We start from the raw sequence: 25,854 nt of genomic DNA, 5'->3' as shown, positions 1-25,854 counted from the left end.
GAGAGGGCGAAAGCACATGTCCCGCACCGAGAACGTCGATGTCGTCGTCGTGGGAGGCGGCCCGGCCGGATCCACGGTCGGAAGCCTGCTCGCCAAGGCCGGCCACACGGTACTCATCCTGGAACGGGAGACCTTCCCCCGCTACCACATCGGGGAGTCCATGGTGTCCGGCATGGCTCCGCTCATGGAGGAACTCGGCGTCATAGACGAGCTGGACGCGCGCTTCCGGCACAAGAGCGGGATCACCCTGCGGTGGGGCAGGGACCCCGAGCCCTGGCGCAGCGACTTCTCCGCGGCCTTCTCCGCGACCGGCAGCCACTTCACCCACGCCTGGCACGTCACGCGGAGCGAGTTCGACGAACTGATGCTCGACAACGCCCGGAAGCTCGGCGCCATGGTGCACGAGGCCGCCCAGGTCACGGAGATCCTCCGGGACGGGACCGGCAGGGTGACCGGGGTGGCCTACACCCAGGACGGCGAGACGCGCCGGGCCACCGCCCGCTTCGTGGTGGACGCCTCCGGCCAGGGCCGCCTGCTGACCCGTCAGCTGACCCGGACCAACTGGCAGGACGACCTGCGCAACGTCGCGGTGTGGACCTACTTCGACGCCTACACGCCCATCGCGTACCAGGACGACATCCTTGTCGAGGCCATCCAGGGCGGCGGCTGGGTATGGGGTATTCCGCTCTCGGACACCAAGCTGAGCATGGGCTACGTGCTGTCCGCCGAGCAGCTCGCCGAGCAGACCCGTGGCGGCCGTACCCAGCGGGACGTCTTCCTCGACTGCCTGAGGGACAGCCACGTCGCGAGGACGATGGTCGACGTGGAGACCCTCGGTGAACTGAGCACCACACGCGACTGGTCCCACGTGTGCGACACGTTCCACGGCCCGGGCTGGGCCGCGGTGGGAGACGCCGCCGCGTTCATCGACCCCCTGTTCTCCTCCGGGGTGTGGCTGGGCACCTCCGGGGCCTGGCTGGCCGCCCGGGCGCTCGACGCCGCGCTGGGGGACGAGGGACAGGAAGCGCAGGCCCTGGAGCGGTTCGACGCCCTCTACCGCCAGTTGTTCAAGGACATCCTGGCCTACGTGCGCTTCTTCATGGACCCGACCCGGCTGCGCGAGGAGTACGAGGAGCGGGCCCGGGAGATCGGGAACATGGTCACGCAGAGTTCGCGCGTCGGGTTCGTCTCGATGATCTCGGGCGTGAACGCCGTCGCGGACGTCGTGGACTTCGACCCGATGAGCGTCGAGGAGGTCGAGGGCGTCATGCAGGAGTGGGACGAGCAGGCCACCGCGGGCCAGGAAGCGACGGCGAGCGGTCCCGTGCGCTGAAGGTGAAACGCGTCCAGGGAGGCCGTCCGGTGCCCTGAGACCTGGGGCGCCGCGCCGCCGGCGCGCGGCGCCCCGCTTCCCGTCCGACGGAAGGATCCGCTTTGTCCCGACGAGTCCGCCGCCCCGCCACGGTGGCCACCGCCGCGACGGCCGCCGAGTCCTCCGGGGCCGTGACCGCACAGGCCGAAGCGGGTGCCGGCTCCCAGGCGGAGCCGGTCGTTGCGGACTTCACCTGGCCGCGTCCGCCGGGTGACAGGACCCCGGTGCGTCCGGCGCGAGGACGGAGGCGGGCACGGGCCGGCCGGTCGTGCGGACCGCACGACCGGCCGACGTCAGATCCACTGTCGGCGAGCCGCTTGCACGCCTGCCGCGAAACGGCTGGAGACGCCGAGCCGCTCCATCAGACCCGCCAGTTTCCGGCGCTCCGTACGCACGCTGATGCCCAGTGAGCGTGCCACCGCGCTGTCGGTGAGACCGTCGGCCAGCAACTCGAGCAGCTTGCGTTCCTGGGGTGTGATCTCGCCGGGCGAGGCCTCACCGGAAGTCGCTCCCAGCGAGAACCAGTTGGCGTGATCCCAGTACGCCTCGAACAGTGCCCGCATGGCCAGGACCACCGGCCTGCTCCTGAAGAGCAGTGTCGTGCCGGAGGCCTGCCCGGGCAGCCCGCTGACCACGGCGGCCGTCGTGTCCACGATCAGCAGGCGCATCGGCAGGGAGGGGGCGGTGCGCACCTCGCAATCGTGCTCGACCATCCACTGAGCATGCGACCGGGTGACGCGATCACGCATGATACTGTCGATGTAGATCGAGCGAAAACGCACGCCGCGGGCGATGGCACGCTCGTTGAGGGGCCTGGATGCCTCGACCGACTCCTCGGGCAGTGCCCCCGCAGGATGGAAGGCCAGACTCTCCTCCTGGCACGCCTCTGCCAGGGCCTCGATACGTGTACGGATGTCGTCGATGCGGTGAAGTCGCTCGATGCCGTCGACCTGGGCCGATCTCACGGCGGCGGCGTATTCCGCGGCTATGGCGTCGAGCACCGTCGTGTTGTGCTTGATGCGGTGTTCCCGCCACGCGAGTTCCTCCTGCTCCCGTTCGAGCAGGACTCTTATCCCGCGCAACGGGTCCACGGCTCTGAGCCCGCCCGGCGAGTCCTTGGAGGGGGCGAGCAGCGACAGGTCGATGAGCCGTGTGATGGCCGCCTTCACGTTGCCGTCGTCGCTGTTCGTCAGTCGGGCCAGCTCGTGCGTGTCCTGTTCGTTGTGGAACAGGAAAGCGCGATACACCCGGAGTGTCTCTTGGTCAAGTGCCAGCACATCGGTCAAGTGCTCCCCCTTTTTGGCGCCCTGTCGACTAAGCCGCGTGGACCACGCGCCCTGAAGCGGGGGCGCCGGCTTGTGCGTTTCTGGTGATGCTCCTGTCAACAGTCTGCATGATCGTCATGGTAGCGACTGATGGCGTCCGGTGTGGCTTCCGGACGGCTCGTCACTTCGGTACCCCGGCGTCCGAAAGGCTCACGGGAGTTGGTCGAAAGAGACCTCCGCCGCCCGGCATCCGACGTGAGCGGCGCTGGTTCGTCCCGTCATGTCCTGGCTCCCCGTGGCAACAGGCTGCCCGGCAATTTCCTGACAGATCTCGGATGCGGACGGGCGGGATACCGGAATGGTTTCCTCTCCTCGGTCGCGGTTGCCGCTGGAGGAAGGCGAAGCGGCCGTGGCAAAGCGGGCACCACCGGCTCAATGCCCTTCAACGGCCGTTGCGGACATTTGAATTGGAGTCAAGCCATGTTCCTGACAATGGTGCTCGCCGCGACCGCCACTCCTGCTCCCCGCGGACACCATGCCTGCCCACGCCGGTCCGCACCAAGGCCGGCCCGGCCACCGGGGCCCGGGCCACCGGGCTCCGCGCGGTTCGCGTCACGGGCAAGCTGAACAGATCGTCACATTGAGCAAGTAATGGGGGACAATTATGACGTCGACCGTGAGTCGCTGCTCCGTCTTAATGACATTTTTTCCCGGGAAGAAGGTGTTGTTCAGAGCCATGTGCTGTCCGCTCCGATGAAAGGGGTGGGTGGCGCGATGCTGTTCAGAATTCTGGGGCACCTGCGATTCCAGGAAGAGGTCGAGGTTCGTTCCCCCATGCGGCGGGCGATTCTCACGGCCCTGCTCCTGCGGTCCGGGCACCCCATCGGAATGACGGAACTGGCCCAACTGCTGTGGGACGATCCGCCCTCGTCGGCCAGGGCCAACATCCGCAGTCACTTCACCGGACTGCGGCGCGATCTCGACCGGGCCATGCCGGGGCTGAGCGACAGGATCAAGACATGCCGCGGCACACAGAGCGGCTACCGGCTGGAGGTCGGGCCCGACGAGGTCGACCTGCCCGTCTTCCTCCAGGCTTCCCGGCAGGGCCGCACCCACCTGGCGCGGGGTGAGGCCGACAGGGCCATCGCCGTGCTCGAGGACGCGCTGGCCCTCTGGCGTGGTCCGTTCGGGCAGGATCTGCCGATGACGCGCTGGTTCGACGCGCACGCGACCGGACTTCGCAACGCGCGCCTCGACACGTACGAGGATCTCTTCACCGCGTTGCTCATCGCGGGCCGGACCGAGATGCTGTCCTACCGCATCGAGACGGTCATCGCGGAAGCGCCGTACCGGCAACGTCTCTGGGAACTCCTGGCAGCCGTGTACTGCGTCCAGGGCGACTCGGCAGGCGCCTTGAACGTCCTCAAGCGCTGCAGGACGGTCCTCGTCGAGGACTTGGGCCTCGACGTGCCTCCGAGCGTCGAGGCCATCAGGGGCGCGGCGCTCACCTGGGACGGCGACGAGGCCCTGCGGCTGGTCGTGCGCGCCGCCTCCTGCCGGTCCCACGCCCCCTCGGGCGAAGTGGGCCCGGGACGCGACAGAGGCCGGGCGCTCCCGACGGTGCCGGCCCCCAGGCTGCCCTTCCAGGAAGCGACCGGGTGAGGCTCCCGACCGCGAACGGCCCGCTCGGCACATCGTCCGCCCACTTCCCACCGCAACCGGCCGGTCCCGCGCCGGCGGTGAATCACGGAGGAGCCATGGAACACCCGAGAGACCTCTCGGACGCGATCGACGACTTCGTCTCCACGCTGACGGCCGGCGACTTCCTGTCGCGTGTCTACCACCACGAACACCGCGTGTTCCCCGGTGCCGCGGAGAAGATCCGGGGCGTCTTCGGCTGGGACGACCTGAACGAGATCCTGGAGACGCATCAGCTCAGGTCCCCGCAGATGCGGTTGTCGCGGGACGGCAGGCAACTCCCCGAGGCCGCCTACATGGAGGCGCGCGCCGCCCGACGCGAGCGCCGGCGGGTCCGCGTCGATCCGGCGAGGCTGCGAGCGGCACTGGGCGCGGGCCACACGCTCGCGATGCGGTACGTGGACGAGATCCACCCCGGACTGTTGCGGCTCTCCGAGGCCTTCGAGCGCAGGCTGCTCAGCGACTTCGAGTTCAACCTCTACGCCTCCTGGGCGCCCACCGGCGGTTTCAACGCCCACTGGGACAACCACGACGTGTTCGCCATCCAGCTCCAGGGCAGGAAGCGGTGGCGCATCTTCGGGCGCAACGAGTTCTCCATGCACCCGAGGGACTCGGTGATGGGTACGCCACCGGCAGAGGCCGTCGACGACCTGGTGCTCTCGCCCGGCGACGTGCTCTTCCTGCCACGGGGCTACTGGCACGACCCGGTGACCGAGGAGGGCCCCTCCCTCCACATCACCGGTTCGATCCCCTGCACCACCGGCCTGGACCTCGTCCGCTGGCTGGTGGACCAGCTCCGCGAGGACGAGGCCATGTGCGCCGAGCTGTTGCGCTTCGGCGACCCGGAGGGCCCGCGGGAGGTGCTGCGGAAGGTGCGGGAGCGGCTGGACGAGGCTTTCGAGGAGGAGGACCTGCTGAAGCGGTTCTTCGCCGTCCGGGACGGCGCACAGTTCGGGAGGTTCCGGCTCGGCCTCCCGGACGTCGGGCCCACGCCCCCCGCGCCGGGCGGGACAGGCCGCTCTTCCTGAGACGTGGCACTCCGGGTGTCTGAATATCTGTGCTCGCGAAGTGAGGCTTTGACGGATCGGGTAGTGAGAGTTTTTGCCGCACCGGGCAGAGCGGAATTGCGTAATGCGCACGGGCCGTTCCGGTGTGCTACTGTCGATCTCAGTTGCAGTTGTGGTTCCCGAAAATACAAGTGCCCCGCCCGGTTCTATCGGTCGGGAGCGCCAATGTATTTCCGGTCATTTCCGGGCGGGGTAATCATCGCGACGGCACGGCGTCCGCACAGTGCGGATTCCGGTGTACTGCCCCGAAGGAGATATGACATGGCTGCTGGTACCGTGAAGTGGTTCAACGCGGAAAAGGGCTTCGGCTTCATCGAGCAGGACGGTGGCGGCGCCGACGTGTTCGCCCACTACTCGAACATCGCCGCACAGGGCTTCCGTGAGCTGCTCGAAGGCCAGAAGGTGACCTTCGACATCGCGCAGGGCCAGAAGGGCCCGACGGCCGAGAACATCGTTCCGGCCTGACGCCGACGCACAGACCGCAGCTGGGGCCCGCATCCTTCGGGGTGCGGGCCCCAGCTGCACGCATCTCCCGAGGCGGTTTCACCTCAGTACTGGGTCCCCAAACATTTCCGCCGGCCCGAAGCTGTTTTTTTGCTACCGGTCCATACTTGTGATTCTCCATTTCGCTCATTGTTGCGGGAATTCCTTGATATGTGCCACATCGAGGAAGGTTCCGCATGAACCGCACACGTACGAACAATCGCTCCGTCCGCGCCCGTGGTTCCGACGCGGGAAGGGGCGGCAGCCGCTTCGGTTCGCAGGGACAGCCCCGTTCGGGCGGGCCTGTCCGGTCCGGTGGTTACGGTCGCCGGCCCACCGCGATGCAGGGGGAGTTCGCGCTGCCCAGGACGATCACCCCCGCGCTGCCCCCCGTCGAGGGCTTCGCCGATCTCGACATGCCTGAGCGGCTGCTGGCCGAACTCGGCAAGCAGGGGGTGACCGCACCGTTCCCGATCCAGGGCGCGACGCTGCCCAACTCCCTGGCGGGCCGTGACGTACTGGGCCGAGGGCGCACCGGTTCCGGCAAGACCCTCGCCTTCGGCCTCGCCCTGCTCGCCCGCACCGCCGGACAGCGTGCCGAGCCCCGCCGGCCGCTGGGACTGGTCCTCGTGCCGACGCGTGAGCTGGCGCAGCAGGTCACCGACGCGCTCACCCCGTACGCCCGCTCCGTCGGGCTGCGGCTGGCCACGGTGGTGGGCGGGATGCCGATCGGCCGGCAGGCCGGCGCGCTGCGCGGCGGGGCCGAGGTCGTCGTCGCGACGCCCGGACGGCTCAAGGACCTCATCGACCGTGGCGACTGCGGGCTGGACCAGGTGGGTGTCACGGTGCTGGACGAGGCCGACCAGATGGCCGACATGGGTTTCATGCCGCAGGTCACCGCGCTGCTCGACCAGGTGCGCCCGCAGGGGCAGCGGATGCTGTTCTCCGCCACCTTGGACCGTAACGTCGACCTGCTGGTCCGCCGCTATCTGACCGACCCCGTCGTGCATTCGGTCGACCCGTCGGCCGGTGCGGTCACGACGATGGAGCACCACGTCCTGCACGTCCATGGCGCCGACAAGCACGCCGCCACGATCGAGATCGCCGCCCGCGACGGCCGCGTGATCATGTTCCTGGACACCAAGCACGCCGTCGACCGGCTGACCCGGGAACTGCTCGACAGCGGGGTACGCGCCGCCGCGCTGCACGGCGGCAAGTCGCAGCCGCAACGCACCCGCACGCTGACGCAGTTCAAGACGGGGCACGTCACCGTGCTGGTGGCGACCAACGTCGCGGCGCGCGGCATCCACGTCGACAACCTCGACCTCGTCGTCAACGTCGACCCGCCGACCGACCACAAGGACTACCTCCACCGCGGCGGCCGGACCGCCCGCGCCGGCGAGTCCGGCAGCGTCGTCACGCTCGTCACGCCGAACCAGCGCCGCGGCATGGTCCGGCTCATGTCGGACGCCGGAATCCGGCCGCAGACCACCCAGGTCCGCTCGGGCGACGAGGCCCTGAGCCGGATCACCGGAGCCCAGGCCCCGTCCGGCATCCCGGTCGTCATCACCGCACCGGTGGCCGAACGCTCCAAGCGCGGCGCCTCCTTCCGAGGCCGACGCCGTCCTTCCTCGGCGGCCACCCGCCGATCAGCCGTGTGAGCTTCCGTGCCCGACCTCGATGCCGGCGGTGCCGCTGCCGGAACCGGGCCGTGCTGCCGGGCTGTTGTTCAGGCGTCGATGATGACGGGGATGATGAGGGGTTTGCGGCGGTACGTTCGGAACGCCCAGTTCGCCACGGCGCGGGCGATGAGCTGTTCGAGTTGCCGCGCGTCCCCGACGCCCTCCGCGGCGGCGGTGGCCAGGGTCTTCTCGATGACGGGGACGACCGGCTCGAAGGTGGTGTCGTCGTGGACGAAGCCGCGGGCCAGGAAGTCGGGGGCCTCGGCGAGGGCGCCGGTGTCCGCGTCGACGATCGCCACCACCGTGACCACGCCTTCGGCGGCGAGGGTGAGGCGGTCCTTGAGGGACGCTTCGGTGGCGCCGCCGACTTCCATGCCGTCCACGTAGACGTTGCCGGCGGGAACCTTGCCGGTGATGGATGCGCGTCCGTCGACGAGGTCGACGACGACGCCGTCCTCGGCGATGACGACCCGGTCGGGGTCGACACCGGTACGGATGGCGAGGTCGCCGTTGGCCCGCAGGTGGCGCCATTCGCCGTGCACGGGCATGACGTTGCGTGGCTTGACGATGTTGTAGCAGTAGACGAGTTCGCCGGCGCTGGCGTGCCCGGAGACGTGCACCTTGGCGTTGCCCTTGTGGACCACGTGGGCGCCCCACCGGGTGAGTCCGTTGATCACCCGGTAGATGGCGTTCTCGTTGCCGGGGATCAGGGAACTGGCGAGCAGGACGGTGTCGCCCTCGCCGATGCGGATCATGTGGTCGCGGTTCGCCATCCGCGACAGTGCGGCCATCGGTTCGCCCTGGGAGCCGGTGCACACCAGCGTGACCTTGTGGTCCGGGAGCTTCTCCAGCTCCTTCGTGCTCACGACCAGACCGGACGGGACCTTCAGATAGCCCAGGTCACGGGCGATGCCCATGTTGCGGACCATCGACCGGCCGACGAAGGCGACCTTGCGGCCGTGCTGGTGGGCGGCGTCCAGGACCTGCTGGATGCGGTGCACGTGGCTGGCGAAGCTGGAGACGATGACCCGGCGCGGCGCGGTGCGCATCACCTGCTCGATCGCCGGGTTCAGCTCGCGCTCGGAGGTGGTGAAGCCGGGTACCTCGGCGTTGGTGGAGTCGGTGAGGAACAGGTCCACGCCCTCCTCGCCGAGGCGGGCGAAGGCGCGCAGATCGGTGATGCGGTCGTCGAGAGGGAACTGGTCCATCTTGAAGTCGCCGGTGTGCAGCACCATCCCGGCCGGGGTGCGGATGGCGACCGCGAGGCTGTCGGGGATGGAGTGGTTGACCGCCACGAACTCGCAGTCGAAGGGCCCGAAGCCGCGCCGGTCGCCCTCCCGCACCCGCACCGGGCGCGGCCGGATGCCGTGTTCCTTGAGCTTGGCCTCCAGGAACGCCAGCGTCAGCTTGGAGCCGACCACGGGAATGTCGGACCGTTCGCGCAACAGGTACGGAACGCCGCCGATGTGGTCCTCGTGGCCGTGGGTGAGCACCACGGCCACGATGTCGTCCAGCCGGTCCCGGATCGAGGTGAAGTCCGGCAGGATCACGTCCACGCCGGGCTGGGTCTCCTCGGGGAAGAGCACGCCGCAGTCGACGACGAGCAGCTTGCCGGCGTGCTCGAAGACGGTCATGTTGCGGCCGATCTCACCCAGGCCGCCCAGGGCGATGACCCGCAGCCCTCCTTCAGGCAGGGGAGGGGCGGCTTTCAGTTCGGGGTGCGGATGACTCATACCCTGACGGTACCCGGAGAGCGGGACAGGTTGATCCGTTGGCTGTGTGATCCATGTGATCCATCGGGCGTTCGATACGACCCGCCGCCGCAGACGTAACGGCCCCCAGGGTGAACAGGCACCTCGGCCACAGGCCCGTCACTCAGCTCTGGCACCCGCCGCGGCCGACGTGCACGCGGCTGGTCCGTCCCCGGCCCCCGTCCGCCCCCGTCCCCGTCCCCGTCACTGGCACAGTCACGTCCGTGCGTGTGGGACAGCGGCTTGCGTGTGAGGCACGGCTTTCGTGGCACCCGCCGGATGCGTCCCGCCCGACCTCATCCGGCGGCCACCTCGAAAGGCGCCGAGGGTCTACCGTGGTCCCACCACAGGTGCCCCCTGCTCTGTTTGCCTCCCGCGCGGGTGGGGACCCGCCCGACCATGAGCACTACGCCACGCCGTTCCCGGATACGGCAGAGCCGCCTCTTGCGGCTGCTGGACCGCCTGGAGCGGGAGCCCAGGGCCGACGCGGTGATCGACGCGGTCCGAAAGGGGGTGCGGGCCCTGCCGCTCGGCGACGGGCGGGACGTCCTGCACGGCAGGTGGCTGGGGCACCCGGTGCATCCGCTGATGGTGCAGGTGCCGATCGGCAGCTGGCTGTCGGCGGCGGTACTGGACCTGTATCCCGGCCGCTCACGCGGGGCGGGTCTGCTGGTCGGCGTCGGCCTGGCCTGCGCCGCGCCCGCGGCTCTGACGGGCTGGGTCGACTGGGCGGAGCTGCACCGCCAGCAGCAGCGTGTCGGCCTGGTGCACGCCCTCGCCAACTCGGCGGCCGTCGGTCTGTACGCCGCCTCGCTCACCAGCCGCGTCAAGGGGCGCGACGCAGCAGGCCGGGCCTACGGCTTCCTGGGGCTGACGGCGGTCGCACTCGGTGGCATGCTGGGCGGTCACCTTGCCTACCGCCAGGCATCCGGCGCCAACCACGCCGAGGAGGTCCCGCACATCGTCACCGAGGGCTGGCACCGGATCGGAACCGTGGCCGAGTTTCCGGTCGACCGGCCGGTGCGGCGCAGCGTGGACGACGTCCCGGTCCTGGTCGTCCGGGAAGCCGGAGGGACGATCCACGCCCTGGCCGATCGGTGCAGCCACCTCGCCGGGCCGCTCTCCGAGGGCACGGTCAGCGACGGGTGCGTCCAGTGCCCCTGGCACGCCAGCGTCTTCCGGATGTCGGACGGCTGGAACGTCCGCGGCCCGGCCACGGCACCCCAGCCGGCCTTCGACACCCGGATCACCGACGGCCACGTCGAGATACGCCTGCGCCGACATGACCGGGACGGGCAGGCGCCGGACGGGGTGGAAGCGGGGCGGCGACGCACGGAAACGGGACCCCACGGGCCCGGCAGCTGACGGCCGCCCCGCACGACGCCTGCACGGACCGCCGCAGCGGACCGGAAGGCAGTAGGCGGCAGGGCAGGCAGAGGTTGGGTCTGTAGTCCTCGCCCCGGAGTCGGGCCGGGACGGACGTGCGCGACCGCGGGGACGTGTCCACGCCCGGTCGTGACGGGCCGCCGTTCGAGGTCGTCCAGGGCCACCAGCGTCTCCTGCGCCCCACCACCGTCTCCTTCGCCGACCTCTCCTCCGCCAGTCGATCCTCGTCGATCCGCTCGCGGCCCCCGACGGCCCTGCGGACGATGTGGGGGCGACCGGTGAACACGATGCGGCGCCGCCCCGCATCGTGAGCACCGGGCTGCGCTGCGATCCCCGTACCCGGGCGTACCACGAGCGCCGCACCCAGGAGGGCGGGAACCGACGTGAGATCATCCGATGCATGGAGCGACATGCCGACCCGAGAGGTTTTCAACCTGGTCAGGACGGTATCCAGCGTCCCCCGTTACAGGGGCGTCCGTGAGAGATGAGAGGGTCTGACGGGTGAGCGAGACACCACCGAACACCCTGCAATACCGCTTCGACGGGCCGGACGAGGCTCCCGTCCTGATCCTGGGCCCCTCCCTGGGCACCACATGGCACATGTGGGACCGGCAGATCCCCGAGCTGACGAAGCAGTGGAGGGTCTTCCGGTTCGACCTGCCGGGCCACGGCGGCGCACCCGCCCACCCGGCCCCCTCCGTCGGCGAGCTGGTGGCCCGGCTGCTGGCCACGCTGGACGCGGTCGGAGTGCAGCGCTTCGGTTACGCGGGCTGCGCCCTCGGCGGCGCGGTCGGCCTCGAACTGGCCCTGCGCCACCCCGAGCGCCTCGCCTCACTCGCGCTGGTCGCCGCCTCGCCCCGGTTCGGCACCGCCGACGAGTTCCGCCAGCGCGGGGTGATCGTCCGCACCAACGGGCTGGACCCGATCGCCCGGACCTCCCCCGACCGCTGGTTCACCGGCGGGTTCGCCGCCGCCCAGCCCGCCATCACCGAGTGGGCCGTGCAGATGGTGCGCACCACCGACCCGGGCTGCTACATCGCCGCCTGCGAGGCCCTGGCCGGCTTCGACGTGCGGTCCGAGCTGGGCCGGGTCGGCGTGCCGACGCTGGTGCTGGTCGGCTCCGACGACCAGGTCACCGGCCCCGCCGAGGCCCGCACCCTGGTGGCCGGCATCCCGGACGCCCGGCTCGCGGTCGTCCCCGGCGCCTCCCACCTGGTCCCGGTCGAGCAGCCCGCCGCCGTCACCGACCTGCTGGTCCGCCACTTCTCCACCGCCTGGCAGCAGCCCTACGACACCGGCCAGACCGCCCTGCCGGCCGCCGCGGTCCACCCGGCCGTCGCCGCGCCGCCGCAGGTGGTGCCCGTCGCCGAGATCGCCCCGTTCGTGCCGGCGCAGCCGCTCGGGCCGCCCGACCGGTACCAGAGCGGACTGAAGGTCCGCCGGGAGGTGCTGGGCGACGCGCACGTCGACCAGGAGCTGGCGCAGGCCGACGAGTTCTCCGGGGACTTCCAGGAGTTCATGACCCGCTACGCCTGGGGCGAGATCTGGGACCGGCCCGGTCTGGACCGCCGCACCCGGAGCTGCGTCACGCTCACCGCGCTGATCGCCGGCGGCCACCTGGAGGACCTGGCCCTCCACGTCCGTGCCGCCCTGCGCAACGGACTCACCCCGCACGAGATCAGGGAAGTACTGCTCCAGGCGGCCGTGTACTGCGGAGTGCCGGCGGCGAGCCGGGCGTTCCGGGTGGCCCAGCAGGTCGTCCGGGAGGAGACCACGCCCGCCGAGTGAGGCCCCCGGCCGCCGCACGCGGCAGGATGGGGAGTCATGAGGCTCACCAAGAAGACCCACGCCTGCGTCCGCCTCGAGAAGGACGGGCGGACGCTCGTGATCGACCCGGGCGGGTTCAGCGAGCAGGACGCGGCGGCCGGCGCCGACGCGATCCTGGTCACGCACGAGCACCCGGACCACTTCGACGAGGGCCGGCTGCGGGCCGCGCTCGAGGCCCGCCCGGGCGCGGAACTCTGGACCCTGAAGTCGGTGGCCGACCGGCTCGCCGCGGCCTACCCGGGCCGGGTGCACACCGTCGGCCACGGCGACACCTTCACCGCCGCCGGCTTCGACGTGCAGGTCCACGGCGAGCTGCACGCGGTGATCCACCCCGACATCCCGCGCGTCACCAACGTCGGCTTCCTGATCGACGGCGCCCGGGTCTTCCACCCGGGCGACGCCCTCACCGTCCCCGGGCGGCCCGTCGAGACCCTGATGGTCCCGGTGATGGCCCCCTGGAACAAGATCGCCGAGGTCATCGACTACGTCCGCGAGGTCCGGCCGCAACGGGCCTTCGACGTGCACGACGCCCTGCTCACCGATCTCGCCCGCCCCATCTACGACGGCCACATCGGCCGCCTGGGCGGCACGGACCACCGGCGGCTGGCCCCGGGGGCGTCGGCCGAGCTGTGACCGGGGCCGGTTGTCACACCCGGCGGGTAGGTTGTGAGACATGCGCATCGCCACCTGGAACGTGAACTCGATCACCGCCCGCCTGCCGCGGCTGCTCGCCTGGCTGGAGAGCAGCGGCACCGACGTGCTCTGCCTCCAGGAGGCGAAGGTCGCCGAGGAGCAGTTCCCGTTCGAGCCGCTGCGCGAGCTGGGCTACGAGGCGGCGGTGCACGCCACCGGCCGGTGGAACGGGGTGGCGGTGCTCTCCCGCGTCGGCATCGAGGACGTGGTCAAGGGCCTGCCCGGCGACCCGGGCTACGACGGCGTGACCGAGCCGCGCGCCCTCGCGGCGACCTGCGGCCCGGTCCGCGTCTGGTCGGTGTACGTGCCCAACGGCCGTGAGGTGGAGCACCCGCACTACGCCTACAAGCTCCAGTGGTTCGAGGCACTGCGGGCCGCCGTCGCCGGTGACGCCGCCGGCAGCCGCCCGTTCGCGGTGCTCGGCGACTACAACGTGGCGCCGACCGACGAGGACGTCTACGACCGGGCCGCCTTCGAGGGCTCCACCCATGTGACCCCGGCCGAGCGGGCCGCCCTCGCCTCCCTGCGCGGGGCGGGCCTCGCGGACGTCGTCCCGCGGCCCCTGAAGTACGACCACCCCTACACCTACTGGGACTACCGCCAGCTCTGCTTCCCCAAGAACCGCGGCATGCGCATCGACCTGGTGTACGGCAACGAGCCCTTCGCCGGGGCCGTGAAGGACGCCTACGTCGACCGCGAGGAGCGCAAGGGCAAGGGCGCGTCCGACCACGCGCCGGTGGTGGTCGACCTGGACGTGTGATGCCACGCTTGGCCCATGAACATTCCGTTCCTGGGCCACCGGCACCACAAGAACGGCCGCGCGGCGCTTCCGGCCGACCCCGAGGCGATCGCCGCGCTGCTGTCCGAGTGCGAACTGCTCCGCTCGCAGGCGGCCCAGGCGGGTGTCCGCCTCGACGACTCCCCGGCCTCCCTGGAGGCACTGGACCAGCTGGTCCCGCGCTGGCGCGACGACGCGGAGATCCTGCCCTGGCTGGGCAACGACGCGGGGCTGTACGTGGGCACGGTCGTGGTGCGCACCGTGCCCGGCGCCGCCTGGCGGATCCGGACCGACGGCGAACCGGTCGTACGGCTCGCCTCCGGCCGTGAGTTCGAGGTCGTGCGGTCGGGGCAGGAGTGGGCCGCGAGCGGAGTCCCTGAACTGTCGCAGCTCTACGCCGAGGTCTCCGAGGCCTGAACAGTGTAAATACGGCTAATGCCCGAAAGGTGCGTGTCGCCGGTCAACTCCGCGTTCGGCTGGATAGCTTGCGGGACCGGGACACGGCTGAGAGTGAGTAGGGCTGCGGATGGCCGCCGATCCGTTGATCGAGCTGCGTGACGTCAACAAGTACTTCGGAGAGCTGCATGTCCTGCGGGACATCGACCTCACCGTCGGCAGGGGCGAGGTGGTCGTGGTCATCGGCCCCTCCGGGTCGGGGAAGTCGACGCTGTGCCGGACCATCAACCGCCTGGAGACCATCGAGTCCGGCACGATCACGCTCGACGGACGGCCGCTGCCCGAGGAGGGCAGGGCCCTCGCCCGGCTCCGCGCCGAGGTCGGCATGGTCTTCCAGTCCTTCAACCTCTTCGCCCACAAGACGGTCCTGCAGAACGTCTCCCTCGCCCAGACCAAGGTCCGCGGGCGCGGCAAGGAGGACGCGGACCGCCGTTCCCGGGAACTCCTCGACCGTGTCGGCCTGCTGAACCAGGCCGCCAAGTACCCCGCACAGCTCTCCGGCGGGCAGCAGCAGCGGGTGGCCATCGCCCGTGCCCTCGCCATGGAACCCAAGGCGATGCTGTTCGACGAGCCCACCTCGGCCCTCGACCCCGAGATGATCAACGAGGTGCTGGAGGTCATGCGGCAGCTCGCCCGGGACGGCATGACCATGGTCGTCGTCACCCACGAGATGGGCTTCGCCCGCTCCGCCGCCAACCGCGTGGTCTTCATGGCCGACGGCCGGATCGTCGAGGACCGCAGCCCGGAGGAGTTCTTCACCAACCCGCGCAGCGACCGCGCCAAGGATTTCCTGTCCAAGATCCTCAAGCACTGACCGGGGGAGCGCGACCCGTGTTCCGTACCGCCCGCGCGCCCCGCGCCGTCTGCCTGCTGCTGGCGCTGCTCGCCGCCGCCTGCGGCAGGCAGGGCAGCCCGCCCGGCAAGGGCCCGGCGCCCGAGAAGCTCCCCAAATACCAGGTGAGAGAGGGGTTCACGCTGCCCGCGTCCAGTACCTGGGCCCGCGCGAGGAAGCGCGGCCACTTCGTCGTCGGCGCCAAGGAGGACCAGCCCTACCTCGGCGAGAAGGACCCGGCGACCGGCACCTACTCCGGCTTCGACATCGAGATCGCCAGGATGCTGTCCGCCTCCCTCGGCTTCCCCCCGAAGACCATCCGATTCAGAACGATCGCCTCCGCCAACCGCGAGACCGCCCTGCAGAACGGCCAGATCGACTACTACGTCGGCACCTACACCATCAACGACAACCGCAAGAAACTCGTCGGCTTCGCCGGCCCCTACTACCTGGCCGGCCAGTCCCTCCTCGTCCGCCGGGACGAGAAGGACATCCACGGCCCCGAGGACCTCGACGGCAGGCGCGTCTGCTCGGCGGCCGGTTCGACGCCGTACCAGCGCATGCGGTCCGACTACCCGAAGGCGGTCCTCGTCGCCTACGACACCTACTCCATCTGCGTCGACAACCTGCTCACCTACCAGGTCGACGCGGTCACCACGGACGACGCCATCCTCATCGGCTACGCGGCCAAGGCGCCCCGCGAGCTGAAGGTCGTCGGCAGGCCGTTCTCGAAGGAGCCGTACGGCATCGGCGTCCCGCACGGCGACACCGCGCTGCGCCTGGCCCTCGACGACGCCCTGCAGGCGCGCGAGCGCGACGGCGACTGGAAGAAGGCGTACGACGCGACGCTGGGCCTGTCCGGTGTGCCCGCCCCCCGCCCGCCCGCCATCGACCGCTACCCGGCGAGCTGAGCGAGGACGGCATGTACGTACTGAAGGACAACTGGTCCACCTACTGGGAGGGTTTCCTCGGCACCGTCGAACTGACCGTCTGGGCCTCCCTGCTGGCGCTGGTCCTGGGCTTCCTGATGGCCTCGTTCCGGGTCGCGCCCGTCGGGTCGCTGCGTGTCTTCGGCACCGTCTGGGTGACCGTCCTGCGCAACACCCCGCTCACCCTGCTGTTCTTCGCGGTGCTGCTCGGACTGCCCCGGTTCGGACTGGTCCTGCCGTTCCAGGTGTTCGCGGTCCTCGCCCTCGGCTGCTACACCTCGGCGTTCATCTGCGAGGCGCTGCGCTCCGGCATCAACACCGTGCCCAAGGGGCAGGGCGAGGCGGCCCGCAGCCTCGGCATGAGCTTCGGGCAGACGCTGTCCCTGGTCGTGCTGCCCCAGGCGTTCCGGTCCGTGATCCCGCCGGTCGGCTCGACCCTCATCGCCCTCGCCAAGAACTCCGCGATCGCGGGCGCGTTCAGCGTCACCGAACTGCTCGGCACCTACAAGACGATCAACGAGCTGGGCTACAACATCGTCTGGACCTTCGTCTGGATCGCCGTGGGATACCTGGTCATCACCCTCGCCATCAGCGCCCTGTTCCACCTGCTGGAGCTGAAGTGGGGGGTGGCCCGGTGACCGAGTCCACCGCGCTCTACGACCTGCCGGGCCCGCGCACCAGGCGACGGCACGCGATGTACGGCGTCCTGTCCGCCGTCGTCCTCCTCGGCCTCCTCGCCTGGATCCTGTATCTGCTCCTGGACACGGCCCAGTTCACCTACACCAAGTGGATGCCGTTCGAGTACCAGGGCATCCAGAAGCTGCTCCTGCGAGGCCTCGGCAACACCCTGAAGGCGTTCGCGCTGGCGGCCGTGCTCTCGCTCGCCCTCGGCGGACTGCTCGCGACGGGACGGCTCTCCGACCACCGGCCGGTGCGCTGGGCGGCCACGGTGGTCGTGGAGTTCTTCCGGGCCATGCCGGTGCTGGTGATGATCTTCTTCATCTTCGTGGCGCTGAAGGCACAGCCGCTGACCGCCCTGGTCGCCGGACTCGCCCTCTACAACGGCTCCGTGCTCGCCGAGGTGCTGCGCTCGGGCGTGCGCGCCGTCGAACGCGGCCAGCGGGAGGCCGCGTTCGCGCTCGGCATGAGCAAGTCCCAGGTCATGGCACACGTCCTCGTACCGCAGGCCGTGCGGGCCATGCTGCCCGCTGTCATCAGCCAGTTGGTGGTCGCCCTGAAGGACACCTCACTGGGCTTTCTCATCACGTACGAGGAGTTCCTCCACGCGGGGAAGCTCATCGCGTCCAACCTCGACTACGATTTGCCGTTCATCCCCGTGGTGATGGTGATCTCGCCTATCTACATCGGGATGTGCATGCTGCTCTCGTGGTTCGCCGGCTGGGTGTCCCGCCGTGAGCAGCGCAGTCCCAGGACTGACGCGGTGACGGTCGTCACGGCCGGTCCTGGGGCGCTGCTGCCGGGTGGGGAACCCCCCACGGCCCCGCGACCGTAGGGGGGCGGCAGTTCATACGGGCCAGGCTCGTCCGGCGGCAGCCGGAGATCACTGCTCGCGCACGGGGACGGACAGGTACGACGCGTCGTCCGCCGGCGAGGAGAAGGTCAGCTGCGCGCCGGACGGGTTGTGCTCGAGGTAGAGCGGATCGACCGTGTCCACCACCAGCGCGAGGCGGTGCCCGGCGGGCACGTCGTAGGCGGTGGAGAACAGGTCCAGATCCACGTCGAACGGCTCACCGGGCGTCCGCCCGTGCCAGGTGAGGGGCGCGTTGGTCACCAGCTTTCCGAAGCCGAGCGGGCCCACGTCGTACAGATAGGCGACCAGGGTGCCGCTCTCCGCGGTCGGGGTGAGCGTGGTGTGCAGCGCCGCCGTGCCGCGCACCCGCTGGGCCGTGGCGTACCGCTCCGACTGCCACACGGCCGCCCAGCGGCGCGGCAGCAGCGGAATCGAGGCGACGGGCGGCAGCTTGGCCACCTGGTCCAGGATGCTGGAGAGGAAGACGATCCCGCCGTCCGCGCCCGAGTCGACGCCTGTGTGGATGGTGGTGGAACCGGCGAGCGCGATCTTCCGGCGGGTCGCGCCGACCGACTTCCAGTCCGGGTAGCCCTCGTATCCCCCCGCGCTACGGGACTTGAGCTGGACCGGCTGCTCACGGTCGATGCCGTTGCCGGCGCCCTTGAGGTAGTGGTCGAACCAGCGCCCGGTGTCCGTCCACACGTCGTTGGGCACCCCGAACAGACCGGTCAGCTCGGCGGTCGCGTGGTCGCCGGGGCGCAGCTCCAGCCGCTTCGGCACGGTCAGCTTCTGGTAGAAGTCGGCGTACTGGTTGGCCGGGAAGACCGTGTCGCCCCAGGCGTTGGCGAGCAGGACGGCGGCGCCGTTGCGGTTCAGCCGGTCGACGTAGGTCGCGGCGGAACGCTTACGCCCCCAGTCGATCATCTCCTGCTCGTGGGACAGGTCACCGGCGTAGAAGCGGTCGAAGACCTGACGCAGTTCGGGGCTCTCCCGGCCGGTGAGGGCGCCCACTCCGTCCAGCACGGCGCCCGCCTGGACGTGCTGGGTGCGGCCCGAGTAGATGGAGCCGATCAGGTCGGCCCAGCCGCTGAGCGCGGCGACCGCCTTGATCCGCTTGTCGTGGGCGGCGGCGAGCAGGCTGATGCCGGCGCCGTAGGAGACCCCCGCCATGCCGATGTGCTGCTCGTCGGCCGGGGTGTTGGCCAGTGCCCAGTCGATCACCTTGGAGGCGTCCGCTGTGTCCGGCGGACCGGCCACTTCTATCTCGCCGCCGGACTGCCAGAACCCGCGTACGTTGTAGGTCAGCACCACGTACCCGGAGTCGGCCAGCTTCCGCGCCTGGGCGAGGTACTCCGCCTGGGGAAAGCCCCAGCTCGTGGGCAGCACGATGAGCGGGTAGGCGCGCGAGCCGTCGGCGCCCGCGGGCGTGACGACGTTCGCCTTCAGTACGGTGCCGCCGGCGCCGGTGATGTCGACGAACCGTACGGACGGGGCGGCCTGGGCGGCGGGGGCCAGCCCGACGACCGTACCGGCGATCAGCGCCGTGGCGACGGCGCCGACGGCGGAGGTGCGCAGGCCGGTGCGACCAGTTCTCATGGGGTCACTCCTCACTCGGTGACTCGGTAAGGTGCAAAGTGACCCGACGGTAACCGCGCGCTCCCGCCGTAAGTAAGCCGTCGGTAAGTTACGTGCGAGTAAAGGTTGTTGAAGCGCTAAGAGGCGGTCGCCGCGGCCGCCTCCGGCAGCGGTGTCCGGGCCGCCCGGGTCACGTCCGCCACCAGCTCCACCACATCGGGCCCGTACGCCTGCGAGTTGACCACCTTCAGCAGCAGCACGAAGGAGCCGGAGCCGTACTTGCGGGCCAACCGCTCGTGGCCGCGGGCGAGATAGCGGGTCGCGGCCTGGTTGGTGATCGCCCGCTGCCCGCAGAACAGGAACACCGGGCGGGCCTCGCCGCGGTTGCCCGCGGTGAGCCGGGCCAGCAGCACGTACTCGCTTCTGCCGGGCTCCACGCGGTAGTCCTCGCCGCCGATGCGGAAGGCGCCCGCCTCCGGACCCGACTCCGCCTCGGTGTTCACCCCCACGCCCGGCAGCAGCGAGGACAGGTGCGCCGCCATCCGGCGGTTGGAGCTGGGCCCGCCGAGGCAGAACTCCGTGCGCTCCCCGAAGCCCTGCTGGGTCGCGTCGTGCGCCACGACCCGGGCGTGCGCGTTGCAGTCCTTGATCAGGGCGGAGAGCTCCAGCAGGGCGAACACGTCGTGCCGCATCACCGAAAGCTCCGGGCCGCCCGCGTTGCGGTTGACCACCAGCAGCGACTCCGAGTGGTCCGGCAGCCCGAAGAAGGCCTGCTTGCGGCGGAGCCTGCGCCGCCACAGGTAGGTACGGGCGAGCCAGCCCAGCGCGGCACTGACGCCGGCCGCCACGACCCCCAGGACGATGTTGCGCACGTCGTCGTTCATGGCCGCGCATGCTAGCGGTCCCGCACGCCCACTACGTACCCGTGTTCGACGTGTGACGTTCGTGTGGCAGGTGCCCGAGGCGTACTGTCGGTACGGAGGCAATCTCGTTACGCTGCGCGGACTTGTCCCTGCGGGAGGTACGGATGGGTCGTCCTGGCACGCGGAAACTGGCGGTTCTGGCGGTCTCGACCGTCGTGGTCTCGGTGGGAGCGGCCGCGCCGCCCACCGAAAGGACCGGCGGCACGGCCACGAAGGTCCCGGTGGCCGTCGGCTACGGCGGCGCCGTCTCCAGTGTCGACGCGGACGCCTCCGCGGCCGGCATCGAGGTGCTGAAGAAGGGCGGCAACGCCGTCGACGCGGCCGTGGCCACCGCCGCCGCGCTCGGCGTCACCGAGCCCTACTCGGCCGGCGTCGGCGGAGGCGGCTACTTCGTCTACTACGACGCCAGGACCCGCACCGTCCACACCATCGACGGCCGCGAGACCGCGCCCCTGTCCGCCGACTCCGAGATGTTCACCGAGAACGGCAAGCCGCTCGCCTTCGCCGACGCGGTCAGCAGCGGCCTGAGCGTCGGCACCCCCGGCACGCCCGCCACCTGGCAGACCGCACTGGACCAGTGGGGCAGCGAACGCCTCGGCACGGTCCTGAAACCGGCCGAGCGGATCGCCCGCCGGGGATTCACGGTGGACGACACCTTCCGGTCGCAGACCGCGTCCAACGAGACCCGGTTCCGCTACTTCCCGGACACCGCGAAGCTCTTCCTGCCGAACGGGCGGCTCCCGGTCGTCGGTTCCACGCTCAGGAACCCCGAACTCGCCCGGACGTACGAGGAACTGGGCCGCAAGGGCGTCGGCGCGATCTACCGCGGGGACATCGGCGACGACATCGTCAAGACCGTCGAACACCCGCCGGTCGACCCCGCCTCCGGCTGGAACGCCCGCCCCGGCAAGCTGGCCGAGAAGGACCTCGCCGTCTACCGGGCCAAGCTCCAGGCGCCCACCAGGGCCTCGTACCGCGGCCTCGGCGTGTACTCCATCGCGCCCTCCTCCTCCGGCGGCACGACCGTCGGCGAGGCGCTCAACATCCTGGAGCGGACCGACCTGTCGAAGGCGAGCAAGGCGCAGTACCTGCACCACTACATCGAGGCGAGCCGCATCGCGTTCGCCGACCGCGGCCGCTGGGTGGGCGACCCCGCCTTCGAGGACGTACCGACCAAGGGACTGCTGTCGCAGCGGTTCGCCGACTCGCGGGCCTGCCTGATCAAGGACGACGCGGTGCTCACCAGCCCGGTCGCGCCGGGGGACCCGAGGCATCCGGCGGCCTGCGGCACCGGCGGCAAGGCGGCCCCGACGACCTATGAGGGCGAGAACACCACGCACCTCACGGTGGCCGACAAGTGGGGCAACGTCGTCGCCTACACGCTCACCATCGAGCAGACCGGCGGCAGCGGCATCACCGTCCCCGGCCGGGGCTTCCTGCTCAACAACGAGCTGACCGACTTCTCCTTCGCCCCGGCCAACCCGGCCGTGCACGACCCGAACCTGCCCGGACCGGGCAAGCGGCCGCGCTCCTCGATCTCGCCGACGATCGTCCTGGACGGGCACAACAGGCCCGTCGTGGCGCTCGGTTCACCTGGCGGCGCGACCATCATCACGACCGTGCTGCAGACCCTGACCGGGTTCCTGGACCGGCGGCTGCCGCTGGTGGACGCCATCGCCGCACCGCGCGCCAGCCAGCGCAACGCCGCCCAGACCGAACTGGAACCCGCGCTGTACGACAGCGACCTGCGGACCCGGCTGGAGGCGATCGGCCACAGCTTCAAGCTCAACCCCGAGATCGGCGCGGCCACCGGCGTCCAGCGGCTGCCGGACGGCAAGTGGCTGGCGGCCGCCGAGAAGGTACGGCGGGGCGGCGGCTCGGCGATGGTGGTGAACCCGACGCCGTAACCCCGCCCCGCGCGCGGCCGTCCCGCGACCCGGGCCTACAACTCGGGTGCGGGTGGCGGCGGTTCGTCCGCGGGCCCGGTCCGCTCGGCCGGCCGGGCCTCCGCCGCCGGTCCGGTGCCCTCCGCCGGCCGGTCATCAGCGGCCTGCGAAGAAGTCGGCACCGGGGGAGCGGCCGGCGCGCTCCGCTCCGCACGGAAGTCCAGCCGTCCGTCCTTGACGTCCACCGTCACCCGGCTGCCCTCGGTGATCGTGCCGTCGAGCAGCAGCCGCGAGAGCTGGTTGTCCACCTCCCGCTGGATGGTGCGGCGCAGCGGGCGGGCGCCGTACTCCGGCTGGTAACCGCGCTTCGCGATCCAGTCGACGGCCCCGTCCGTGAACCGCACCGTGACACCCTGGCCCTCCACCAGCCGGCGGGTGCGCTCCAGCAACAGATCGGTGATCTGCCGCAGTTGCTCGCCGGTGAGCTGCCGGAAGACGACGATCTCGTCGATGCGGTTGAGGAACTCCGGCCGGAAGTGCTCGCGCAGCGGACGCAGGATCTGCTCGCGCCGCGCCTCCTCGTCGGCGTCGGCGCCGCCCGGCCCGAAGCCGATCCCGGCGCCCCGCCGGCTGATCACGTCGGAACCGAGGTTGCTCGTCATCACGATGACGGTGTTGGTGAAGTCCACCGTGCGGCCCTGGGAGTCGGTGAGCCGGCCGTCGTCCAGCACCTGGAGCAGGATGTTGAAGACGTCCGGGTGCGCCTTCTCCACCTCGTCCAGGAGCAGCAGCGAGTACGGGTGCCTGCGCACCACCTCGGTGAGCTGGCCGGCCTCCTCGTGGCCGACGTACCCGGGCGGGGCGCCGACCAGCCGGGAGACGGTGTGCCGCTCCTGGTACTCGCTCATGTCGAGACGGACCATGCGTTCCTCGCTGCCGAACAGGGCCTCCGCGAGCGCCCGGGCCAGCTCGGTCTTGCCGACACCGGTGGGGCCGAGGAAGAGGAAGCTGCCGATCGGCCGGTCCGGGCTGGCCAGCCCGGCGCGCGAGCGCAGCACCGCCTCGGCGACCACCGCGACCGCCGCCTCCTGGCCGACCACCCGCTGGTGCAGATGCTGCTCCAGGCCCAGCAGCCGCTCCTTCTCCTCCTGGGTCAGCCGGCTGACCGGGATGCCGGTCTGCCGGGACACCACCTCGGCGATGGACTCCGCCGTCACCTCGAGCTGGCCCTCGTCGGCCTGCTCGCCGGGGCTCGACTCCGCGATCCGCCGCTTCAGCTCGCCGATCCGGTCGCGGAGCTGGGTGGCCTGCTCGTAGCTCTCGTCGGCGACCGCCTGGTCCTTGTCCCGGACGAGCTGCTCCACCTCGCGCTCCATCGCGCGCACGTCCGTGCCCTTGGTCCGGGCGCCCAGCCGTACCCGGGCGCCGGCCTGGTCGATCAGGTCGATCGCCTTGTCCGGCAGCCGGCGGTCGGTGAGATAGCGGTCGGACAGCTCCACGGCGGCGACCAGCGCCTCGTCGGTGTAGCGGACCTGGTGGTGGGCCTCGTACCGGTCGCGCAGCCCGCGCAGGATCTCCACCGTGTCCGGGACCGTCGGCTCGGGCACCAGGATCGGCTGGAACCGGCGGGCCAGCGCCGCGTCCTTCTCGATCCGCCGGTACTCCTCCAGCGTGGTCGCGCCCACGATGTGCAGTTCGCCCCGGGCGAGGGCGGGCTTGAGGATGTTGCCCGCGTCCATCGCGCCGCCCTCGCCGCCGGAACCGGCGCCGACGACGGTGTGCAGCTCGTCGATGAAGACGATCAGCTGGTCGGAGTGGGCGCGGATCTCCTCCACGATGTTGTTCAGGCGTTCCTCGAAGTCGCCCCGGTAGCGGGTGCCGGCGACGACCCCGGTCAGGTCCAGGGCCACCACCCTGCGCCCGGCCAGCATCTCCGGCACGTCACCGTCCGTGATGCGCTGCGCGAGCCCCTCGACGACGGCCGTCTTGCCGACGCCGGCGTCGCCGATCAGCACGGGGTTGTTCTTCCCGCGCCGGGACAGCACCTCGATGGTCTGCTCGATCTCCTGGTCACGGCCGATGACCGGGTCGACCCGGCCCTGCCGGGCCATGTCGGTCAGATCGCGGCCGTACTTGTCGAGCGTCGGCGTCGAGGTGGGCCGCTGCCTCTCCGGGCGCGGCTGCGCGGCCTCGGGGGCCTCCGGGGGCAGACTGCCGGCCTGGAAGCGCGCCGCGTTGAGGATGTGCCCGGCCGCCGAGTCCGGGTTCATGGCGAGCGCGCTCAGCACGTGCTCCGGCCCGATGTACCCGGCGCCGCTCGCGCGCGCCATGTCGTGCGCGTCCAGCAGGGCGCGCTTGACGGCCGGGGTGAGCGACAGCGAGGTCGGCGGCGGCGCGTCGCCCGGCGGGTGGTGCGTGGGCCCGGCGCGGTGGTCGATCTCCGTGGCCAGGGAGTCCGGGTCGGCGCCGGAGCGGCTGAGCAGGCTCCGGGTGGGCTCGGCGGCGAGGGCGGCGCGCAGCAGGTGCTCGGTGTCCAGGTCGCGGCTGCCGTGCTCGGCGGCGTACTGGGCGGCCCCTCTCACCAGCTCACGGGCCGGCTGGCTGAGCAGGCGGCCGATGTCGATGTGGCGGGGGGTGCCGCGTCCGCCGGGGACGTCGGCGCCGGTGCCGCCGAAGAAGCGGGCGAAGAATTCTCCGAAGGGGTCCTCCGGGCCGTTGTAGCCGCTGGTCATCGTTTCGTTTCCTTCGCAGACGACGTGCGGAGCGGCCGGGTAACCCGGGGGTGGGCCGCTCATGCCACGATGACACGAGCTTCTGCGAAGGGCATGTGCAGGAACGCCCGCTCAGCAGGGCTTCCGTTCCTCCACCCGGTGCGGCCGCCCGCGCCCTTCAGGAGGTTTCGCGCGCCGTGAGGATCCGGGGGCCGTCGTCCGTGACGGCCACGGTGTGCTCCGCGTGCGCCGCGCGTGAACCGTCGGACGTCCGGAGGGTCCAGCCGTCGCCCGCCTCGTAGTAGGCGTCCTTGCCGCTCCCGATCAGCATGGGCTCGATCGCGAGGACCATGCCGTGGCGCAGCGGCACTCCCCGGCCGGGGCGGCCCTCGTTGGGGACGTCCGGCCTCTCGTGCATGCGGCGGCCCACGCCGTGGCCCCCGAAACCCGCCGGGATGCCGTAGCCGGCCGTACGGCACACCCGGCCGACGGCGTGCGCGATGTCGCCGACGCGGTTGCCGACGCGGGCCGCCTCGATGCCCGCCGCCAGAGCGCGCTCGGCGGTCTCGATCAGGCGCAGGTCCGCCGGGCGCGGGCGGCCGACCACGAAGCTGATCGCCGAGTCGCCCACCCAGCCGTCCAGCTCGGCGCCGCAGTCGACGGAGACGAGGTCGCCGTCGCTCAGCCGGTACCGGGTCGGGATGCCGTGCACGATCGCGTCGTTGACGGAGGCGCAGATCACCCCCGGGAAGGGGGTGGGGGCGAAGGAGGGGCGGTAGCCGAGGAACGGTGAGGACGCCCCGGCCTCGCGCAGCACGTCCCGTGCCACCTCGTCCAGCTCCAATAGCGAGACACCGGCACCGGCCGCCTGCCGTACGGCCGTCAGGGCCCGCCCCACCACTTGGCCCGCCGAGTGCATCGCATCGATCGACGTGTCCGTCTTCAGATCCATCATGCCAATTACTATACCGGTATTTGAATGGGGTGGCCGCCGGGCGGCGGTATTAGA

The 25,854-nt window shown here is 70.9% G+C and carries 22 protein-coding genes; 16 read left to right on the top strand and 6 right to left on the bottom strand.

Translation table 11 applies throughout. The annotated features are described in order from the left end of the window. Nucleotides 1–16: 16 nt before the first annotated feature. A complete protein-coding gene (locus ABZ478_RS07885; protein WP_359546330.1) occupies nt 17–1,333 on the top strand; it encodes an FAD-dependent oxidoreductase in 1,317 nt (438 codons plus the stop codon). 332 nt (nt 1,334–1,665) lie between these two features. Here the strand turns inward: ABZ478_RS07885 and ABZ478_RS07880 are convergent, their stop codons facing one another. Further along, the gene (locus ABZ478_RS07880; protein WP_359546740.1) at nt 1,666–2,649 is read right to left on the bottom strand and encodes a helix-turn-helix transcriptional regulator; all 984 of its coding nucleotides are present in this window, start codon (nt 2,647–2,649) and stop codon (nt 1,666–1,668) included. Between the two features lie 762 nt (nt 2,650–3,411). On the opposite strand from ABZ478_RS07880, the gene ABZ478_RS07875 reads away from it, so the two are divergent. The 4 genes from ABZ478_RS07875 to ABZ478_RS07860 all read left to right on the top strand — a co-directional run bounded on the left by ABZ478_RS07875 (nt 3,412) and on the right by ABZ478_RS07860 (nt 7,546). Then, on the top strand, nt 3,412–4,299 hold the full coding sequence (locus tag ABZ478_RS07875; protein WP_359546328.1) for a BTAD domain-containing putative transcriptional regulator: 888 nt from the start codon (nt 3,412–3,414) through the stop codon (nt 4,297–4,299). 95 nt (nt 4,300–4,394) lie between these two features. Further along, a complete protein-coding gene (locus tag ABZ478_RS07870) occupies nt 4,395–5,363 on the top strand; it encodes a cupin domain-containing protein (RefSeq protein WP_359546326.1) in 969 nt (322 codons plus the stop codon). Between the two features lie 300 nt (nt 5,364–5,663). Beyond that, nucleotides 5,664–5,867 carry a cold-shock protein gene (locus ABZ478_RS07865; RefSeq protein ID WP_023586116.1) on the top strand — a complete coding sequence of 68 codons (204 nt, stop codon included), beginning with the start codon at nt 5,664–5,666 and terminating at the stop codon, nt 5,865–5,867. A 215-nt stretch (nt 5,868–6,082) separates the two neighbouring features. Further along, entirely contained in the window at nt 6,083–7,546 is a 1,464-nt protein-coding gene (locus tag ABZ478_RS07860; protein WP_359546324.1) for a DEAD/DEAH box helicase, read from the top strand. Between the two features lie 68 nt (nt 7,547–7,614). Here ABZ478_RS07860 and ABZ478_RS07855 read toward each other — a convergent pair whose 3' ends face one another. After that, nucleotides 7,615–9,300 (bottom strand): ribonuclease J, encoded by a 1,686-nt coding sequence (locus ABZ478_RS07855; RefSeq protein ID WP_359546322.1) that lies wholly within the window; start codon nt 9,298–9,300, stop codon nt 7,615–7,617. Between the two features lie 417 nt (nt 9,301–9,717). Between ABZ478_RS07855 and ABZ478_RS07850 the strand changes: the two genes are divergently transcribed. From ABZ478_RS07850 to ABZ478_RS07805, 10 genes are all read left to right on the top strand, one after another. Then, the gene (locus ABZ478_RS07850) at nt 9,718–10,683 is read left to right on the top strand and encodes a Rieske 2Fe-2S domain-containing protein (RefSeq protein ID WP_359546320.1); all 966 of its coding nucleotides are present in this window, start codon (nt 9,718–9,720) and stop codon (nt 10,681–10,683) included. A gap of 134 nt (nt 10,684–10,817) precedes the next feature. Further along, nucleotides 10,818–11,015 (top strand): hypothetical protein, encoded by a 198-nt coding sequence (locus ABZ478_RS07845; protein WP_359546318.1) that lies wholly within the window; start codon nt 10,818–10,820, stop codon nt 11,013–11,015. 190 nt (nt 11,016–11,205) lie between these two features. After that, nucleotides 11,206–12,492, top strand: coding sequence for a 4-carboxymuconolactone decarboxylase (gene pcaC, locus ABZ478_RS07840; protein WP_359546316.1), 1,287 nt, complete (start codon nt 11,206–11,208; stop codon nt 12,490–12,492). 36 nt (nt 12,493–12,528) lie between these two features. Beyond that, on the top strand, nt 12,529–13,164 hold the full coding sequence (locus tag ABZ478_RS07835) for an MBL fold metallo-hydrolase (RefSeq protein WP_359546314.1): 636 nt from the start codon (nt 12,529–12,531) through the stop codon (nt 13,162–13,164). Between the two features lie 40 nt (nt 13,165–13,204). After that, nucleotides 13,205–13,984: an exodeoxyribonuclease III gene (locus tag ABZ478_RS07830; RefSeq protein ID WP_359546312.1), complete on the top strand. Its 780-nt coding sequence runs from the start codon at nt 13,205–13,207 to the stop codon at nt 13,982–13,984. A 15-nt stretch (nt 13,985–13,999) separates the two neighbouring features. Continuing rightward, complete coding sequence (locus ABZ478_RS07825; protein WP_359546310.1) at nt 14,000–14,419, top strand: DUF6278 family protein; 420 nt, start codon at nt 14,000–14,002, stop codon at nt 14,417–14,419. Between the two features lie 109 nt (nt 14,420–14,528). Continuing rightward, nucleotides 14,529–15,272, top strand: a complete 744-nt coding sequence (locus ABZ478_RS07820; RefSeq protein WP_359546308.1) for an amino acid ABC transporter ATP-binding protein — start codon at nt 14,529–14,531, stop codon at nt 15,270–15,272. A gap of 17 nt (nt 15,273–15,289) precedes the next feature. Then, nucleotides 15,290–16,201: a glutamate ABC transporter substrate-binding protein gene (locus ABZ478_RS07815; protein WP_359546306.1), complete on the top strand. Its 912-nt coding sequence runs from the start codon at nt 15,290–15,292 to the stop codon at nt 16,199–16,201. An 11-nt stretch (nt 16,202–16,212) separates the two neighbouring features. Further along, the gene (locus ABZ478_RS07810) at nt 16,213–16,857 is read left to right on the top strand and encodes an amino acid ABC transporter permease (protein ID WP_359546304.1); all 645 of its coding nucleotides are present in this window, start codon (nt 16,213–16,215) and stop codon (nt 16,855–16,857) included. Then, entirely contained in the window at nt 16,854–17,732 is an 879-nt protein-coding gene (locus tag ABZ478_RS07805; RefSeq protein WP_359546302.1) for an amino acid ABC transporter permease, read from the top strand. The genes ABZ478_RS07810 and ABZ478_RS07805 overlap by 4 nt, the downstream gene beginning before the upstream one ends. A 48-nt stretch (nt 17,733–17,780) precedes the next feature. Here ABZ478_RS07805 and ABZ478_RS07800 read toward each other — a convergent pair whose 3' ends face one another. Further along, nucleotides 17,781–19,346 (bottom strand): alpha/beta fold hydrolase, encoded by a 1,566-nt coding sequence (locus ABZ478_RS07800; RefSeq protein WP_359546300.1) that lies wholly within the window; start codon nt 19,344–19,346, stop codon nt 17,781–17,783. A 116-nt stretch (nt 19,347–19,462) separates the two neighbouring features. After that, nucleotides 19,463–20,209, bottom strand: coding sequence for a hypothetical protein (locus ABZ478_RS07795; protein WP_359546299.1), 747 nt, complete (start codon nt 20,207–20,209; stop codon nt 19,463–19,465). A gap of 143 nt (nt 20,210–20,352) precedes the next feature. Between ABZ478_RS07795 and ggt the strand changes: the two genes are divergently transcribed. Next, nucleotides 20,353–22,155: a gamma-glutamyltransferase gene (gene ggt, locus ABZ478_RS07790; RefSeq protein ID WP_359546297.1), complete on the top strand. Its 1,803-nt coding sequence runs from the start codon at nt 20,353–20,355 to the stop codon at nt 22,153–22,155. A 35-nt stretch (nt 22,156–22,190) separates the two neighbouring features. Here the strand turns inward: ggt and ABZ478_RS07785 are convergent, their stop codons facing one another. Next, nucleotides 22,191–24,866: an ATP-dependent Clp protease ATP-binding subunit gene (locus ABZ478_RS07785; protein ID WP_359546296.1), complete on the bottom strand. Its 2,676-nt coding sequence runs from the start codon at nt 24,864–24,866 to the stop codon at nt 22,191–22,193. Between the two features lie 157 nt (nt 24,867–25,023). After that, complete coding sequence (map, locus tag ABZ478_RS07780) at nt 25,024–25,800, bottom strand: type I methionyl aminopeptidase (protein ID WP_359546294.1); 777 nt, start codon at nt 25,798–25,800, stop codon at nt 25,024–25,026. Nucleotides 25,801–25,854 lie beyond the last annotated feature (54 nt).

The sequence above is a fragment of the Streptomyces sp. NPDC005706 genome, assembly GCF_040631045.1.
In the GTDB taxonomy this organism is placed as follows: Bacteria; Actinomycetota; Actinomycetes; order Streptomycetales; family Streptomycetaceae; genus Streptomyces.
Note: the sequence above shows the minus strand (reverse complement) of the source record. Positions and strands in the feature narration are given on the sequence as shown.